This window comes from Variovorax soli (genome assembly GCF_031454625.1).
GTDB classification, from domain to species: Bacteria; Pseudomonadota; Gammaproteobacteria; order Burkholderiales; family Burkholderiaceae_C; genus Variovorax; species Variovorax soli_A.
Genome location: NZ_JAVDRF010000008.1, coordinates 216,205 through 233,586, shown reverse-complemented (window position 1 = coordinate 233,586; position 17,382 = coordinate 216,205). Strand labels below are relative to the sequence as shown.

Sequence of the window (17,382 nt, the reverse complement as noted above, 5' to 3'; positions counted from 1 at the left end):
TCCCGGATCGCCACCATGGACGGCAAGTTCTGGGACCGCAGCGACACCTGGGGCGACGATGCCAGCCGCTACGTCTTCCACCGCAATGCCGATGGGTCCGTCGTCGTCGTGGGCCAGGGCTGGGGCATCTGGGACGAGGCCGTCGACACCACCGGGGACTACGCCGCGCGCACCGACCCGGCGCGCCTGGTGGCCGGCGGCAATCTCGATATCAACGGCTTCCTCCAAAACCGCGACAGCCAGGTGCTCGCCGGCGGCACCGTCACCGCCGCAGGCATCGACAACGAGACCACGACCGGCACCCGGACCACGACTGTCGCGACGCTGGTCACCGGCTACATGGCCAGCAAGCCGGGCACCGGCCCCAACACTGTCGGCGTGCTGGGGCCGATCACCTCGAGCAGCACCGTCGACCTGGGCGACCTCCGCTATGCGTCCAACATCGACGCCACCAGCGGCAAGGCGCCGGACCTGGCGGGCAGCGGCGCCCATGTCGATGCCAATGCCGGTGTTGCGGGCGGTGTCAGCGGCCATGCGCACCGCGGGACCCTCGTGGAGATCGCGGCCAACGTGGGCGCAGTCGGCACGACCTCGGGCAGCGGCACAGGTGCCGTCCCACTGGTCGTGCGCACCCGCACCCCCGATGCCTCGATCCCCACCGCGAGCCTCTTCGCCATCCGCCCCGACCCGGGCAGCCGCTATCTCGTCGAGACCGATGCGCGCTTCGCCGGCTACCGCAACTGGCTGGGCAGCGATTACCTGCTCGACAGGCTGGGCCTGGACCCGGACCTGGTGCAGAAGCGCTTGGGCGATGGCTTCTACGAGCAGCGCCTGATCCGCGAGCAGATCGCCCAGCTCACCGGTGATCGCTCCCTGGACGGCTATGACGGCGATGAAGCGCAGTACGCCGCCCTCATGAGCGCAGGCGCCACTTTCGCGCAGGCATACGGCCTGCGCCCCGGCATCGCCCTCACGGCCGAGCAGATGGCACAGCTCACGAGCGACATCGTCTGGCTGGTCGAGCAGACCGTGACGCTCCCCGACGGCAGCACCCAGCGCGTGCTCGTGCCGCAGGTCTACGTGCGGGTGCGGCAAGGCGATGTCGATGGCTCCGGTGCCCTGCTCAGCGCCGATGCCATCAAGATCAAGGCCGAGGGCAGTCTCACCAACACCGGCACCATCGCCGGGCGCACGCTGGTGCGCATCGACGCCGGCAGCATCGACAACCTGGGTGGGCGCATCACCGGCGGCAAGGTCGCCCTGGACGCCGTCAACGACCTGAACAACATCGGCGGGACCATCGACGCGCGAGACAGCCTGTCGCTCGAGGCGGGCCGCGACATCGACGTCCGCACCACGACCACCTCGAACCAGCTCGGGCTGAACAGCAATACCGGCATCGACCGCGTGGCGGGCCTGTACGTGACTGACCCGGGCGGCACACTATTGGTCAGCGCGGGGCGCGACGCCAACCTGATCGGCGCGGTGGTGGGCAACCAGGGCGGCGGTGCCACGAGCATCAAGGCCGGGAATGACATCAACCTGGGTACGGTCACGACCAGTACTACCACCATGGGCATGGGCGACGGGGTGTTGATGGGTTTGTCCACTCGGCAGGAAGTGGGTTCGAGTATCAGCGCGAGCGGCAAGCTGATGCTCGACGCGGGGCATGACCTCAAAGCCCGTGCGGCCGCGGTCACTGCCATTGGCGACCTCGGGGTGAAGGCGGGCAATGACATCACCATCGAGTCGGGGCGTTCGCAAAGTGCGCTGGCCTATACGGCGCAATGGGGCGGCGGCGGGCTTCTCAGCCGCAGTTCCAACAGCTTCCAGGCGCAGATCACCACCGACAGTGCCATCGGCGGCCAGTTCAGCGGCGGCAACGTTGACATGCAGGCTGGACGTGATGTCAATGTCGTGGGTAGTGACGTGTCGGCCGCCAATGGTCTGCGTGTGGCTGCCGGGCGCAACCTGAACATCATCTCGTCCGTGGACACCACCCAGGCCGATGCGCACAGCAGCCGCAGCGAGTCGGGTGTTCTGGCACCCCGCGGATTCCGGGTGGATGCAGCGCGAGGCCAGCAGCAAAGCGCCAGCGCGAGCACCCAGAGCGAGCGCGCCAGCCACCTCGGCGCCGGAGGCAACGCCGCCCTGTCCGCGGGGGAGCAGGTCAACATCTACGCCAGCCACGTGAGCGCGGGCCAAGACCTGGACGTCACCGGCCGAGAGGTGAACGTCTACAGCGGCGTCGACCAGCGCGAAGGCAGCTACGGCGTGCAAAACACGCGCTCGAGCATGGGTGTCACGGGTTCCATGGGACGCAGTGGCACCAACGGGCTGTCTTCGCGCGCCGGCGAGGACAACCGCATCGAGCAGACCACGGTGGCGCCCACGATCCTGAGCGGCAATCGCGTGAACATCACTGCGACCGGTGGTGACGTCACCTTGGCCGGCGCCCGAATCGACGCCATCGAGAGTGCAAGCCTCAACGCAGAGCGAGGCGCCGTGAACTTCGGCGTGGTCGTCACCGGCACCGAATCGAGCCAGGGACGCGGCGGCGGGGACCTGATGTATCAGCGCAATGCCGACGCGGGCGCACGCACCGAAAGCGCCAACGACACGCAGATCAACAGCGCGAACCTCATCATCAAGGCGCCGCAAGTGAACGTACAGATGGGCCAGAACGTGGTGTACGGCAGTCGCGACGAGGCTGCCAGCATCCCCATCCAGAGCCTGGCGCAGGCCATCTCCGCGCAAGCCGGGCAGCCCGGGATGCAATGGCTCACGCAGGTGCAGAACGACGCGCAGTTGAACAACCTGCAGCTCGACTGGCAGGGCGTGGAGGTCGCCCAACGCCATTGGGCGCAGAGCCAGAGCGGACTCACGCAGACCGGGGCTGCGGTGGTGACCATTGTCGCGAGCGTGCTGACGTGGGGGGCGGCGAATGGTGTGGGTAGCGTAGTCGCAGCCAGTGCTGGCGAGGGTGTGGCGCTATCGGGAGGTGGCTATTTCCTGACTGGAACGGGGGCTGTTGTTTCCGCGGGTGTTGTTTCTGGTGTCAGTTCAATTGCTAGCCAAGCTGCGGTGAGCCTTATTGATAACAACGGTGATATCGGCGCCGTGTTGCATGACCTCAGCTCCAGTCAAGGCATTCGCGCGACACTTGCAGCGATGGCGTCAGCGAGCGCGGGCGCTGCTTATACCGGCAGCAGCGGATTGGTAGGTGTGGCCGTAAACGCCGCTGCAGGGTGCGTGGCAGGTGAGTTAAATGGCCAAGGTTGCAGGCAGGTAGGAATTGCCACTGGCTTGATCGCAACCCTCCAAGCTGCGGGATACTATACACGCCAGAATCAAATTGAAAGCTCGCAACTGTTTGGCGGTGTGGTAGACGAAAACGGGAGCCTGCTGACAAATACTTCTGGTCCAAGCGATGGCGTAAACGGCGATGGCATCAAGATCGGGGGCAACAGGATTGACGTTGGCCAGCTGTGTGGTGTCGCAGGGATTTGCGTCGACAACCCCGATGTAAATGGAAATCCGAATTGGATCAATCCAAACGATGGGCGCGTGCACCTGCAGCCTGGCATCAGCCTTCAATCCGTAATCGACTCCAACCCAGGGCTCACGCCCAGCCCGTTGGGTGGTCTGCAAGGGGGCTTGGGATCTATTGGCGGCGTTCCCTATGCTGCGGGTAGCTTTTTGGACAGACTCATCGAGTCATTTGCAGGTCCGCACGATTTTCTGAATGCAGTCCATTACTACGACCAATTGGGGAACAATTTACAAAATGGCGCCTCAGAAACTTGGAATACGATCGATCTGCTTCCAGCTATGCCCGTAGGACTAGCGACCTTGGCCACGCAGTACCCCGATATTTGGCAAGCCATCACAAACGTCAACATGAGCCAACATCACGGCAGACGGTAGTTATTTGGCTGCTTGTTTCGAGGAATTTCAAATGAACATCTTGCCAATTTTTGCAATCTTGGCAGTGCCTATTTTGGCAAGCTGTGGGGTCGATCGCCACGTGACCAACCATGATCTCGACTGGCGCCCACCAGCTCTTTCCATGGTCGATTGCCCTATACTGAGCGGTGACTACATCTATGCAGTAACCCAATCTGGAGGCGGAAATGTTTCCAATCTTCTTAATGTCTATGCTGGATCCATTTATGTATTGTGGCAAACAGCTCTGGTCAACCCGACCACAGGGCGAGCTCAAACCCCTGTTTCTCTCAAAACGCTTCCAGATTTTCAGTCATACTATGTCGGTCAATCCAGCGCATCTGCCGACCTATCGAACTTGAATGAGGAGCAACGGGTTCTTCATTTGGAATTGACCTCACATACCCTTATTCAAGGAGTGATAAATCAGACTAGAGTGGTTACGCCACTCGGAACCGCAATGGCCGGCTGCAGTGATGGGGCGTTGATCCTTAGACATCTGGAGAACAATGGCGGCAACGATTTTGTGCCGCGCACCGTTTCATATGGAGAATTTGAGTTGAGAAGAAACTCAGATGATGCATTGACGATTTCTTATCGCAGGCGTCAAAGATCTATTTCTCTCTCAACTGGCGGGCTGGGCGAAATCAAAGAATTTCCGTCCTTGACTCGTGTTTATCCGCTTGCAAAGCGTTAGCACTATCGCAGCTTGCCGGCGCCTTGGGTTATTTCAATCAATTATTGCGCCTGGGAGCTTCGCGCGTTCGAGACCGAAGTGATCTGCGGAGCCATCCAGCCCCATTTGCCGCGACACCACTTCCTATTTCCGTGGTCCGCGGCGTCTTCGCGGGTGTGTTCCTCAACCAGTAAGTCACACGCGCGGCAGTGCTGGCACGCAGGCAGCGCAGGCAGCGCACGCAGCGCAGGACTCGACAAGACAAATCGGAAGTAATCTGATCTCTTTTCGGGTCCTGAGCAACTTGCCCTCTGCGCCGGATGTCCGCTTCCGTCTTTCCTCACCCCGCCGCCTTCGCCAGCCTCGCATCCGCCAGCGTCTTCTCGCGCATTCGCTCGTAATCCGGCTTCGGCACCGGCAGCGCACCGGCATTGCCGAGGTCGTTCATGTGGATGCGGTAAGTCTCACGCGCACTCAATGCCGCGATCGCCGCGATGACCGTGATGCCGAACGCCAGGGAGCCGACGATCAGCGGGATGTTCGGCGCGCCGGGAGGCGCCACGGTGGCGAACAGGGCGGGCAACATGGCGGTGATGGCGGTGCCGACGTTCTGCGAGATCGCCATCGCCGAGACGCGGGTGCGGGTCGGGAACAGCTCGGGGTAGAAGCTCGGGAACACGGCGTTGTAGCCCTGGTAGACCACGCCCCACATCAGCAGCGACATGCAGATCGCCAGCGGCACGCTCTTGATGCTGATCGCGTAGAGATAGCCGAAGGCGAGCAGGCCCGCAGCCAGTGAGCCGACGATGATGGGCGGCTTGCGGCCGATCCGGTCGGACAGGTTGCCCACGTAGGGAATGACCAGCACCGCGAGGATGTTGCCCAGCACGGGAATCCACAGGTAGATGTCCTTGGCGAAGCCGATGCCGTAGGCGGCCTGCACCGCGTAGGCGGCACCGAAGATGGTGGCGACCACCGGGATCACGTTCATCAGCGACATGCACACCACGCGCAGCATGTCCTTCCAGCTGTACTTGAAGGCGTCGAGCACGGGCGAGCGCGGACGCTCGTGCTTCCGACCTTCTTCCGCGAAGGCGGGCGTCTCCTCGACCTCGCGGCGGATGATGTAGCCCGCGACGATCACGATGAAGCTCAGCAGGAAGGGAATGCGCCAGCCCCAGCTGTTGAACTGGTCGGCGGGCATGTAGTGCGCCAAGGGCAGGAACACCGCAGCCGCCAGGATCTGGCCGGCCTGCACGCCCTGCAGCGTGAAGCTGGCGAAGAAGCCGCGCCTGCCGAAGGGCGCGTGCTCCAGGATCATCGAGCTCGCACCGGAGATCTCGCCGGCCACCGCGAAGCCCTGCACGAGGCGGCAGGCCACCAGCAGCACCGGGGCCAGCAGGCCGACCTGGTCGTAGGTGGGCAGCAGGCCGACGGCGATGGTCGAGAAGCCCATCAGGAACATGCACAGGATCAGCACCTTCTTGCGGCCGTGGGTGTCGCCCCAGTGACCCAGGATGAAGGCGCCGATCGGCCGCGCCACATAGCCGACGCCGTAGGTCGCAAGCGACGCGACGATAGCGATCTTCGGATCGCCCTTGGGGAAGAAGATCTGCGGAAAGATCAGCGACGCTGCGGTGGCGTAGATGAAGAAGTCGTAGTACTCGAGCGCCGAGCCGATCCAGCCGCTCGCGGCGGCTTTCTTCGACTGGTGCCGGCCGCTGGGCTCGTGCTCCTGGGGGTTGCTCATGGATGTCTCCGTTGGATATGAGGGGCGAGGTGAATGTAGGTCTGCCGAGGTCCCGCAGGCAACGCGACGACGGGCATCGCGTTCGATCATCGATCAGCAGCGTGCGACTTTCGCGCGGAATCGGGGTTTGTCCTCAGTGCTTCAGCCTCAGGCAATCGGCGCGCGAGCGATACCGTGATGCCGTGCGCCCCTGCGCAACGAATGGCCGCCAAGCCGGAAGCACATACTTTTTTGCATTTTTGCGGGTTAACCCGGGATGCCTTCCTTGCGACCCGCTCCTACCATTTATTCAACTTGAATTAATTAATCAGCTCCTTCGCGGAGCAAGGAGACAGCCAGTGGCGACAGCCGGTCCCGGTCGGGGCACGAACTCGGTCAACCTGCGCCTCTACAACGAGCGCAGCCTGCTGCAGCGCCTGCGCCGTGCCGGCGAGGCCTCGAAGGCCGACCTCGCCCGCTGGGCCCAGCTCACCAATACGGCCGTGGGCAGCATCGTGCAATCGCTGGAAGAGTCGCGCCTGATCGAGCCTGCCGGCCGCCGCCAGGAAGGCCAGCGCGGCCAGCCCGCCGGGCTTTACCGCATCAATCCCGAGGGCGCCTACGGCATCGGCGTGCGGCTGGACCGAACCAGCATCGAGACGGTGATGATCGACCTGGGCGGCCGCATCCTGGCGCGCGCGGCACATGACCTGCTGCTGCCCCACCCCGACAAGGCGCTTGCGCTGGTGCGCGAAGACGTGCTGCGCATGATCGACACGCTCGGCCGCGCCCAGCGCGGGCGCCTCATGGGCATCGGCCTGGCGCAGCCTTACAACCTCGGCGCCTGGCTGCGCGAGCTCGACCTGGAAGCCGATTTCCGCATCTGGGACGAGGTGGACTTCGGCGAGATGCTGGCGCAGGCCGTGGACCTGCCGGTCTTCAAGGAGAACGACGGCAACGCCGCCGCGATCGCCGAGCTGTTCTTCGGCGTCGGGCGCGAGGAGAACGACTTCCTCTACATCTTCATCGGCGCGGCGCTGGGCGCCGGCGCGGTGACCGGCGGCGAAAGCCTGCGCGGCGCCAGCGGCAACGCGGCCGACCTGGGCCTGATGCCGGTGCCCCCCAGCCGCCTGGCCTCGGCGCCGGTGCCGGCGCGCCGCTGGGACATCCTGCTGTCGCGTGCCTCGCTCAACGCGCTGACGCGCCACCTGCGCCACCAGGGCATCGCGGTGCACGGCCATACCGACCTCGAGGCCTGCGTCCAGGCGAACCGGCCCGAGGTGCGCGAATGGCTGGAGGACTGCATCGATGCGCTGGTGCCCTCCATCCGCGCCTCGCTGGCGGTGCTGGACCTGCCCGTGGTGGTGCTGGACTGCGACATCGACAGCGGCCTGATCGACCAGCTGATGCAAGGCCTCGATCAGGGCCTGCGCGCCATCGCCCCCGAGGCGCGCCAGACCCCGCGCATCCTGCGCGGCAGCTTCCGTGCCGACGCCGGTGCCATCGGCGCGGCCAGCCTGCCGATGTTCTTCAACTTCTCGCCGCGTGCCGATGTGCTGCGCGGCCATTCCCACCCCCGCCACCAGGAGACTGCGAATGCATGACTCCCCGCCTGCGCTGCTCGAGCTGCGCAAGATCTCCAAGACCTTCCCCGGCGTCAAGGCGCTGCAGGACGTGCAGCTGCGCGCCAGCGCCGGCCGCGTGCATGCACTGATGGGCGAGAACGGCGCCGGCAAGTCGACGCTGATGAAGGTGCTGTCAGGCGCCTACATGCCCGACCCCGGCGCCGAGATCCTGATCGACGGCAAGGCAGTCCACATCGACGGGCCGCTGGCAGCCAAGCACCTGGGCGTGTCCGTGATCTACCAGGAGCTGAGCCTCGCCCCCAACCTCACGGCCGCCGAGAACATCTACATGGGCCGGCCGCTGCGCCGCGCAGGCCTGGTCGACCGCGCCGGCATGCATGCCGCCTGCGAGGCGACGCTGCAGCGCCTGGGCGCCGACTTCGGCCCGGCCGTGCGCGTGGCCACGCTGTCGATCGCGCAGCGGCAACTGGTGGAGATCGCGCGCGCGGTGCACTTCGATTGCCGCATCCTGGTGATGGACGAGCCCACCACGCCGCTGTCCACGCACGAGACCGATCGCCTCTTCGCGCTGATCCGGCGCCTGCGGGACGAGGGCCTGGCGATCCTCTACATCAGCCACCGCATGGACGAGATCGACGAGCTGGCCGACGAAGTCACCGTGCTGCGCGACGGCAGCTACGTGGGCACGCTCAGCCGCGCCGAGCTCTCGCGCGACCGGCTGGTGAAGATGATGGTGGGCCGCGATCTCTCGGGCTTCTACCGCAAGGAGCACCACGGCCAGCACACCGGCGAAAGGGCGCTCACGGTGCGCGACCTGCGCGACGACCGGCGCGTGCACGGCTGCAGCTTCGAGATGCACGCGGGCGAGGTACTGGGCCTGGCCGGGCTGGTCGGCGCCGGCCGCACGGAGCTGGCGCGGCTCATCTTCGGCGCCGATCCGCGCACGGGCGGCGAAGTGTCGCTGAACGGCAGCGGCGAGGCGCTCGACATCGCACGGCCGATCGACGCGATCCGCTCGGGCATCCTCTACCTCACGGAGGACCGCAAGGGCCAGGGCCTATTCCTCGACCTCTCGGTGCGCGACAACATCAACGTGATGGTGAGCCCGCGCGATGCCATGCCGGGCGGCGTGATGGACGGCAAGCGCGCCGCGCAGCGTGCGCGCGATGCGATCTCGCAGCTGTCGATCCGCGTGCCCTCGCCGCGCGTGAACGTCGGCTCGCTGTCAGGCGGCAACCAGCAGAAGGTGTTGCTGGCGCGCCTGCTCGAGCTGGCGCCCAAGGTGCTGATCCTCGACGAGCCCACGCGCGGCGTCGACATCGGCGCCAAGAGCGAGATCTACCGTCTGATCGACGAGCTGGCGCGGCGCGGCGTCGCCGTGCTGGTGATCTCGAGCGAGCTGGCCGAGGTGGTGGGCATCTGCGACCGCGTGATCGTGATGCGCGAAGGCCACCTCGTCGGCGAGGTCGGGGGCGCGAGCGCCCTGGCCATCACGCAGGAAAACATCGTCGCGCTCGCCACCGGCGCGGCCGCCACCCACGCGCCCGTGCTGCATTGACACAGACGGCGCATTCAGGAGACATCGCATGAACAAGCACACCGCCAACGTCCTCGCGACGCCCCAGAACCCTGCCCTGCCCGGAGCCCTGCGCGGCGCCAGCGGCAAGGAGATCATGCGCGCCCTCGGCATGCTGCCGGTGCTGGTGCTGTTGTGCATCGGCTTCAGCCTGGCGAGCGACAACTTCTTCAGCCTGCAGAACCTGTCGATCATGACGCAGCAGGCCTCGATCAACATCGTGCTGGCGGCCGGCATGACCTTCGTCATTCTCACCGCCGGCATCGACCTGTCGGTGGGCTCGATCCTCGCCGCCTCGGCCGTCGGGGCGATGCTGGTGTCGAACATCCCCGGCCTGGGCATGCTGGGCATCGCGGCCGGACTGGCCTGCGGCCTGCTGTTCGGGCTGATCAACGGCGTGCTGATCGCCTTCCTCAAGCTGCCACCCTTCATCGTGACGCTGGGCTCGCTCACGGCGGTGCGCGGCATCGCGCGCCTGCTGGGCAACGACACCACCGTGTTCAACCCGCAGCTGCCCTTCGCCTTCATCGGCAACGGCGAGGTGCTGGGCATTCCCTGGCTGGTGATCATCGCCTTCGCGGTGGTGGCGCTGTCGTGGTTCATCCTGCGCCGCACGGTGCTGGGGCTGAACATCTACTCGGTCGGCGGCAACCCGGAAGCCGCGCGCCTGGCGGGCATCAAGGTGTGGGCGGTCCTGCTCTTCGTGTACTGCACCTCGGGGCTGCTCTCCGGGCTGGGCGGGGTGATGGCCTCGGCCCGGCTCTATGCGGCCAACGGGCTGCAGCTGGGCGCCTCCTACGAGCTGGACGCGATCGCCGCGGTGATCCTCGGCGGCACGAGCTTCGTCGGCGGCACCGGCTCCATCCTGGGCACGCTGATCGGCGCGTTGATCATCGCGGTGCTGACCAACGGACTGATCCTGATGGGCGTTTCCGACATCTGGCAGTACATCGTCAAGGGCCTGGTGATCATCGGCGCGGTCGCGCTGGACCGCTATCGTCGCAAAGACTCCGCAAGGACTTGAACCCCATTCCCGTCAACCAACCCACCACCAACTGGAGACTCTCCCCATGCGCAAATCCATGCTCGCCCTGGCCGTGATCGCCTCGATGCTCGGCGCCCCTGCCGTGCAGGCACAAAACAAGCAGATCAAGAACGTCGGCATCACGCTCGGCTCGATGGGCAACCCCTTCTTCGTCGCGCTCGCCAAGGGCGCCGAGGCCAAGGTCAAGCAGTACAACCCGAGCGCCAAGGTCAACGCCCTGTCGGCCGACTACGATCTGAACAAGCAGTTCTCGCAGATCGACGGCTTCATCGCCTCGGGCGCCGACATGATCCTGGTCAACGCCGTCGACGCCAAGGCCATCGAGCCCGCGCTGGTGAAGGCCAAGAAGGCCGGCATCGTGGTGGTGGGCGTCGACGTCGCGGCCAACGGCGCCGATGCGACGGTGCAGACCAACAACGTGCAGGCCGGCGAGATCGCCTGCCAGTTCATCGTCGAGAAGCTCGGCGGCAAGGGCAACGTGATCATCCAGAACGGGCCGCAGGTGTCGGCGGTGATCGACCGCGTGAACGGCTGCAAGTCGGTGCTCAAGAAGAACCCCGACATCAAGGTGCTGTCGGACGACCAGGACGCCAAGGGCTCGCGCGAGGGCGGTCTCAACGTGATGCAGAACCACCTGACGCGCTTCCCGAAGGTGGACGCGGTGTTCGCGATCAACGACCCCCAGGCCATCGGTGCCGACCTGGCCGCCAAGCAGCTCAATCGCAAGAACATCGTCATCACCTCGGTCGATGGCGCGCCCGACATCGAGACCGCGCTGAAGAGCGACACGCAGGTGCAGGCCTCCGCCAGCCAGGACCCGTACATGATTGCGCAGAAGGCCGTGGAGATCGGCCACGACATCATGAACGGCAAGAAGCCGGCCGAGTCGATGACGCTGCTGCCCTCGACGCTGATCACGCGCGCCAACGTCAAGGACTACAAGGGCTGGCAGGCACCGCGCTGATTGCCTCCGATTCACAGACAGAGGAAGACGGCCATGTTCGTGGTCTGCGGCGAAGCGCTGATGGATGTCTACACGGGCGAGTGGACCTCGACCGGGTTGACGCTCGATGCCCGCGTGGGCGGTTCGCCGTTCAACGTGGCCCAGGGGCTGGCGCGGCTGGAACGGCCGGTGGCCTTTCTCACCGGCCTGTCCACCGATGCCTCGGGCGAACGGCTGCTCGCCTCGCTGCGCGCCGAAGGCGTCGACACCTCGCTGGTGCTGCGCAGCGACGCACCCAGCACGCTCAGCGTGGTGAGCCTGGACGCCGCCGGCGTGCCGCGCTATGCCTTCCACGGCAAGGACGCGGCCGACCGGCAGATCACGCACGAGACGATGCCGGCCCTGCCGGGCGCCACGCGCGTGCTGCAGTTCGGCTCCTACGCGCTCGCGGTGGAGCCGGTGGGCAGCGCCCTGCGCGCGCTGGCGGCGCGCGAGCGCGAGCGGCGGCTGGTCGCCTACGACCTGAACGTGCGCCTCAATGTCGAGCCTGACCTGGCGCTGTGGCGCGAGGTGGTCGGCTACATGGCGCCGCTCACCCATCTGATGAAGACCAGCGACGAGGACCTGGGCCTGCTCTATCCGGACGAAAGCGCCGAACAGGTCGCAGCGCGCTGGCTGGGACTGGGCGCTTCGCTGGTGGTGGTGACGCGCGGCCGCGAGGGCGCCACGGCGTGGACGCGGCACACGCGCGTCGATGCAGCCTCGCCGCCTGTCACCGTGGTCGACACGGTCGGCGCCGGCGACACCTTCCAGGCCGCGCTCCTGACCTGGCTCGATGAGCACGATGCGCTGGCGCCCAAGGCCCTGGCGGGCCTCGACGCCGCTGCGCTCGAACAGGCTCTCGGGTTCGCGACCCGCGCCGCCGCCCTCACCTGCTCGCGGCGCGGAGCCGACCTGCCGAGGCGCAGCGAATTGCGCTGAAGCGTCTGCGCCTTAGCGGACTTCGATGCGGCGCCGCTGCGAGGCCGCGCCCTTCTTCTTCTTGAACTCCACCCGCAGCACACCGTCGCGCAGCCGCGCGTGGGCGGAGCCTTCGTCGACGTCGGGCGGCAGACGGACGGCGCGCTCGAACCCGCCATAGGCGCGCTCCATCAGGTAATAGCTCGCGCCCAGGTGTTCACGCTCGGAACGCCTCTCGCCGCGTATACGGAGGTAGCCGTCTTGCACGGTCACCTGGCAGTCGTCGCGCTCCACGCCGGGCAGTTCCACCTGCGCGACCACGGAGCTGCCGCGATCGATGACCTCGCCGGCGAGCATGCCCCACCGGGGAAACGACAGCACCTGTGTCGGCTGCTCATCCTTGCGTGGAAAGAACCGCGTCAGCGCCGAGCTTCCGCGTTGCACGATGTCGCGCCAGCCTTCCGAAAGATCCTGCCAACCTCTCTGGAAAGCACTTCCCAGACCCTTCAGGACTTCCATGTCTTGCCTCCTTTCCAACAATGCCATTTCGATGCCGACATGCGGTTGAGTCCGCCCCTTTCAAGGGCCCGATTTGGCACCTTCTCACCCCGCGCGAGCACGCCTGAAGCCTCTTGAACTTTTTTCGAGGCGCTCCCAACTAATGCTCCGGAAGCGCCGGGAAGCAGTCCCGACAGCAGTCCCGACGCATGTTGTCGAACCGAGCTTGAAAGGAGGTTTCGCATGTACGGATCCCTGTTCTCGCGCGACCTGTTCGCCGAGCTGGATCGCCTGCAGCGCGAGATGCAGCAGGCATTCGATCTTTCTCCGACCATCCGCGGCTTCGGCCGCAGCGGCTTCCCCGCACTCAACGTGGGCGGCACGCCGCAGACCGTGGAGGTCTACGCCTTTGCCCCGGGCCTGGACCCAGCCACGCTCGAGATCAATGTCGATCGCGGCGTGCTGACCATCTCGGGTGAGCGCAAATCGCCGCTGCCGGAGGAAGGCACGAACGGCAAGCAACCGGTCGTCCATATCAACGAGCGCTTCGCGGGCCAGTTCACGCGCGTCCTCACGCTGCCTGACGAGGTGGACCCCGATGGCGTCAAGGCCCAGTACCGCGATGGCATCGTGCAGATCACGGTCCCGCGCCATGCTTCTGCGCAACCGCGCCGTATCACGGTCAGTTGAAGAAAGGAGTCGAAGATGAACGACGTTCGCAAACAGGACGGCGCCTCTTCCACCGCCGTCGCCGAAAAGGAACAATCGGACATGCGTCGCGACGCACCCGCGATGATGCCGCCCGTGGATGTCATCGAGGATGCGGACAGCCTCACGCTGTACGCCGACCTCCCCGGTGTGACGAAGGAAACGCTGTCTCTGCACGCGGACAGCGGCACGCTCAGCATCGAGGCTGAGGTGGGCCTGTCCCTGCCCGAGGGGCTGCAGTCCAGCCACACCGAGGTCGGTGTCGGCCGCTTCCGCCGCAGCTTCACGCTCAGCAAGGAGCTCGATGCCGAGAAGGTCTCGGCAGAGCTTTCCAACGGTGTGCTGAAGCTGAGGATCCCGAAGGCGGAGCATGCGAAGCCGCGCCGCATCACGGTGAACGCAGCCTGACCTGCGGTTCGTCCGGCCGGCAGCGGCATGGCACGACCCCGCCACTGCCGGCGCGGGCTGCAGGCCGGGGCAGCGTGGCCCCCCGAAGCACGCAGGCCTCGTACGCAGGCCTGATCCGCTCAGGCGGATGGTGGCTTCGCGCCTGCCGCGGCTTGCGCCGGGCGCGGCCGGCCCGTCACGGCTTCCAGCCGCAGCATCCGCCACGCGCACACGCTGGCTACCACCGCCAGCAGGGTCGCCACGCCGAACATCACTACATAGCCGAAACGCTGTGCGATCGCCCCGCCGGCCAGCACCCCCAGCACGCCGCCGAAGCCGTAGCCGATCACGGTGAAGAGCGCTTGTCCGCGCCCGCGCAGCCTGCCCGGGAAGTGGCGCGACACCATCGCGATGCAGCTCGTGTGGTGCGCGGCGAAGGACAGTGCATGCAGGAGCTGCGCAGCCGCCAGGGCCCAGAGCCACGACCCGCCGCCGGCGGTGAGACCCATGCGCAGCACCGCGGCCACGCCGCAGATCAGGAGCCAGCGCGGCATCGCGAAACGCCCGAGCAGCCGGCCCTGCAGGAAGAACCAGGCGACCTCGGCGCCGACCGACAGCGCCCACAGCAGGCCGATCACGCCCTTGCCGTAGCCCAGCGAGTCCAGGTACAGCGAGAGGAAGCCATAAACCGCGAAATGCGCCATCACGTGGAAGAACAGCGAGGCGAAGAACCAGCGCACTGCGGGGATGCGCAGCACCGGCCCGATCGGCTCCTTCTGCGCCGCATGGGCCAGCGGTGGCTCGCGCATGTCGGGCAGGCGCAGCGTCGCGATCAGCACGATGGCCAGCGTGCCGCCCGCCCAGGCCGGGAAATGACCCATGCCGAATCGCTCGAACCACTCGCCCGCGATGAAGACCGTGAGCAGGAAGCCGGCCGAGCCCCACAGCCGGATGCGCCCGTAGCGACCCCAGTCGCCGGCCACCAGGTGGGCCATCGCGGCCTCGGTGAGCGACATCATCGAGCTGGTGTGGGTGAACATGACCAGCAGCACCAGGCTCAGCCACCAGGCGCCGCCGTTCCACCAGAGGCCCAGCGAGGCGAAGAGCGCCACTCCCGCACTGATGCGCAGCAACAGCACGCGCTGGCCGGTGTGGTCGCTCAGCGCGCCCCAGGCATAGGGCGCGAAGACGCGCGTGATCGACTGCACCGAGGTGAGCAGGCTGATGGTGAAGATCGGCAGGCCGAGGCTCTGGAGCCAGAGCGGCAGGTAGGGATTGAAGAAGCCGATGTGGGCGAAGTAGCTCGCCGACAGGCCGGCGAAGGCGAGCAGGTGGCCGCGCCCGGCGGCCACTAGAGGAAGGACGCCTGGGGTGAGGTGCCTTCCGCCGTGGACTGCCCCGGGTCCGGCGCTCCGACGACGTCGCCGCACTGGGCGCGGTTGCGCAGCGCATGCTCCATCACGACCAGGGCCAGCATGGCCTCGGCGATCGGCGTCGCGCGGATGCCCACGCAGGGGTCGTGGCGGCCCTTGGTGACCACTTCCACCGGCTGGTTGTGGATGTCCACCGACTGGCGTGGGCTGATGATCGAGCTGGTGGGCTTGATCGCGATGCTCACCTCCAGGTCCTGGCCGGTGGTGATGCCGCCGAGCGTGCCGCCGGCATTGTTGCTGTCGAAGCCATCGGGCCGGATCGAGTCGCCATGCGTGGTGCCACGCTGCGTGACGCTCGCGAATCCGGCCCCGATCTCCACGCCCTTGACGGCGTTGATGCCCATCATGGCCCAGGCGATGTCGGCGTCCATCTTGTCGAACAGCGGCTCGCCCAGGCCCACGGGGACCTTCGAGGCCGTCACGCGGATGCGCGCACCGCAGGAGTCGCCGGCCTTGCGCAGGGTGTCCATGTAGGCCTCGAGCCTGGAGACGTCGGCCACGGGCGCGAAGAAGGGATTGTTCGGCACGTGCTCCCAGCGCTCGAAGGGAATCTCGATGTCACCGATCTGGGCCATGCATCCGCGGAACACGGTGCCGTACTTCTCGAACAGCCACTTCTTGGCCACGGCGCCGGCAGCCACCATCGGCGCCGTCAAGCGCGCCGAAGAACGCCCGCCCCCTCGGGGGTCGCGAATGCCGTATTTCTTCCAGTAGGTGAAGTCGGCGTGGCCAGGGCGGAACTGCTGTGCGATCTGGCCGTAGTCCTTGCTGCGCTGATCGGTGTTCTGGATCAGCAGCGCGATCGGCGTGCCGGTGGTCTTGCCCTCGTACACGCCGGAGAGGATCTGCACCGCGTCGGGTTCGTTGCGTTGCGTGACGTGGCGGCTGGTGCCGGGGCGGCGGCGGTCGAGGTCGCCCTGGATGTCGGCTTCGCTGAGGGCCATGCCCGGCGGGCAGCCGTCGATGACGCAGCCGATCGCGGGGCCGTGGGATTCGCCGAAGTTGGTGACCGCGAAAAGGGTGCCGAAGGTGTTGCCGCTCATGGACGGCGATTATCCCCGCAAGGCTTCAGGCCTCGCTGGCGGACAACCATACGACCACCTCGCGCGAACACGCCCGCCGGTCTGCGGACTTTTCAGTCTTTCTTGAAGCTACAGCAATTCGACCCGAGAATCGGCCGATGCCTACCGACGCCCTGCCCCCCCTGAGCCGCCAGTTCATCGCCCATTTCGGAGAGATGGGGAGCAAGTGGGGCATCAACCGCACCGTCGGCCAGATCTATGCGCTGATCTTCATTTCCGAGCGCGCGCTCAATGCGGACGAGATCGCCGAGGCGCTGGCCTTCTCGCGCTCCAACGTGAGCATGGGGCTCAAGGAACTGCAGTCCTGGCGCCTGGTGCGGCTGCGCCACCAGCCCGGCGACCGGCGCGAATACTTCGAAGCTCCCTCGGACGTGTGGGAGATCTTCCGCGTGCTGGCCGAGGAGCGCCGGCGCCGCGAGATCGAACCCACGCTGTCGATGCTGCGCATGGCGCTGCTGGAGAAACCCGCGAACGAGCACGAACGCCACGCGCAGCAACGCATGCGCGAGATGCACGACCTGATCGACCGGTTGATGAAGTGGTTCGACGACGTGCAGCGGCTCGCGCCGGAGACCGCGATGCAGCTGATGGGCATGGGCGCGACAGTGACCAAGGTGCTGGGGCTCAAGGACCGCATGACGGCGGGCAAGAGAAAGAAGGCGGGAGCCTGAGCCGGCGCATGGATCGACCCGCAGCGACGCGTTGCGTCACCCTTTGAGCACATGCGGTTCCCCCGCGGCCCGAGAGCGACGCTTTGCGTCACCTTCCGCCCGAGGCCGATCCCCTGCTTTGACCGCCCCTGGCTCGGCATGGT

At 66.4% G+C, this 17,382-nt stretch carries 14 protein-coding genes; 10 read left to right on the top strand and 4 right to left on the bottom strand.

What is annotated here, in order from left to right:
• Positions 1-15: 15 nt before the first annotated feature.
• Together J2739_RS19030 and J2739_RS19025 are read left to right on the top strand one after the other, a co-directional pair.
• A complete protein-coding gene (locus tag J2739_RS19030; protein WP_309904458.1) occupies positions 16-3,927 on the top strand; it encodes a hemagglutinin repeat-containing protein in 3,912 nt (1,303 codons plus the stop codon).
• Positions 3,928-3,958: 31 nt separating this feature from the next.
• A complete protein-coding gene (locus J2739_RS19025) occupies positions 3,959-4,642 on the top strand; it encodes a hypothetical protein (protein WP_309904456.1) in 684 nt (227 codons plus the stop codon).
• A gap of 319 nt (positions 4,643-4,961) precedes the next feature.
• Here J2739_RS19025 and J2739_RS19020 read toward each other — a convergent pair whose 3' ends face one another.
• Positions 4,962-6,371, bottom strand: coding sequence for an MFS transporter (locus tag J2739_RS19020; RefSeq protein ID WP_309904454.1), 1,410 nt, complete (start codon positions 6,369-6,371; stop codon positions 4,962-4,964).
• A 338-nt stretch (positions 6,372-6,709) separates the two neighbouring features.
• Between J2739_RS19020 and J2739_RS19015 the strand changes: the two genes are divergently transcribed.
• The 5 genes from J2739_RS19015 to J2739_RS18995 are packed head-to-tail and all read left to right on the top strand — an operon-like array spanning position 6,710 to position 12,481.
• A complete protein-coding gene (locus tag J2739_RS19015; RefSeq protein ID WP_309904452.1) occupies positions 6,710-7,954 on the top strand; it encodes an ROK family protein in 1,245 nt (414 codons plus the stop codon).
• Positions 7,947-9,494 carry a sugar ABC transporter ATP-binding protein gene (locus J2739_RS19010; RefSeq protein WP_309904450.1) on the top strand — a complete coding sequence of 516 codons (1,548 nt, stop codon included), beginning with the start codon at positions 7,947-7,949 and terminating at the stop codon, positions 9,492-9,494. Before J2739_RS19015 ends, J2739_RS19010 begins: the two co-directional genes overlap by 8 nt.
• 28 nt (positions 9,495-9,522) lie before the next feature.
• Positions 9,523-10,536, top strand: a complete 1,014-nt coding sequence (locus tag J2739_RS19005) for an ABC transporter permease subunit (protein ID WP_309904448.1) — start codon at positions 9,523-9,525, stop codon at positions 10,534-10,536.
• A 46-nt stretch (positions 10,537-10,582) separates the two neighbouring features.
• On the top strand, positions 10,583-11,521 hold the full coding sequence (locus tag J2739_RS19000; RefSeq protein ID WP_405053909.1) for an ABC transporter substrate-binding protein: 939 nt from the start codon (positions 10,583-10,585) through the stop codon (positions 11,519-11,521).
• A 33-nt stretch (positions 11,522-11,554) separates the two neighbouring features.
• On the top strand, positions 11,555-12,481 hold the full coding sequence (locus tag J2739_RS18995; protein WP_309904446.1) for a carbohydrate kinase family protein: 927 nt from the start codon (positions 11,555-11,557) through the stop codon (positions 12,479-12,481).
• A 12-nt stretch (positions 12,482-12,493) separates the two neighbouring features.
• On the opposite strand, the gene J2739_RS18990 is transcribed toward J2739_RS18995, so the two are convergent.
• Complete coding sequence (locus J2739_RS18990) at positions 12,494-12,979, bottom strand: Hsp20/alpha crystallin family protein (RefSeq protein WP_309904444.1); 486 nt, start codon at positions 12,977-12,979, stop codon at positions 12,494-12,496.
• Positions 12,980-13,201: 222 nt separating this feature from the next.
• Between J2739_RS18990 and J2739_RS18985 the strand changes: the two genes are divergently transcribed.
• Positions 13,202-13,648 (top strand): Hsp20/alpha crystallin family protein, encoded by a 447-nt coding sequence (locus tag J2739_RS18985; protein WP_309904443.1) that lies wholly within the window; start codon positions 13,202-13,204, stop codon positions 13,646-13,648.
• A 15-nt stretch (positions 13,649-13,663) separates the two neighbouring features.
• Positions 13,664-14,074, top strand: a complete 411-nt coding sequence (locus tag J2739_RS18980) for an Hsp20/alpha crystallin family protein (RefSeq protein ID WP_405053908.1) — start codon at positions 13,664-13,666, stop codon at positions 14,072-14,074.
• A 119-nt stretch (positions 14,075-14,193) separates the two neighbouring features.
• Here J2739_RS18980 and J2739_RS18975 read toward each other — a convergent pair whose 3' ends face one another.
• Positions 14,194-15,405, bottom strand: a complete 1,212-nt coding sequence (locus J2739_RS18975) for an MFS transporter (RefSeq protein ID WP_309904441.1) — start codon at positions 15,403-15,405, stop codon at positions 14,194-14,196.
• Positions 15,405-16,529, bottom strand: coding sequence for a chorismate synthase (aroC, locus tag J2739_RS18970; protein ID WP_309904439.1), 1,125 nt, complete (start codon positions 16,527-16,529; stop codon positions 15,405-15,407). The genes J2739_RS18975 and aroC overlap by 1 nt, the downstream gene beginning before the upstream one ends.
• Before the next feature lie 137 nt (positions 16,530-16,666).
• On the opposite strand from aroC, the gene J2739_RS18965 reads away from it, so the two are divergent.
• Entirely contained in the window at positions 16,667-17,239 is a 573-nt protein-coding gene (locus J2739_RS18965) for a GbsR/MarR family transcriptional regulator (protein ID WP_309904437.1), read from the top strand.
• Positions 17,240-17,382: the final 143 nt, after the last annotated feature.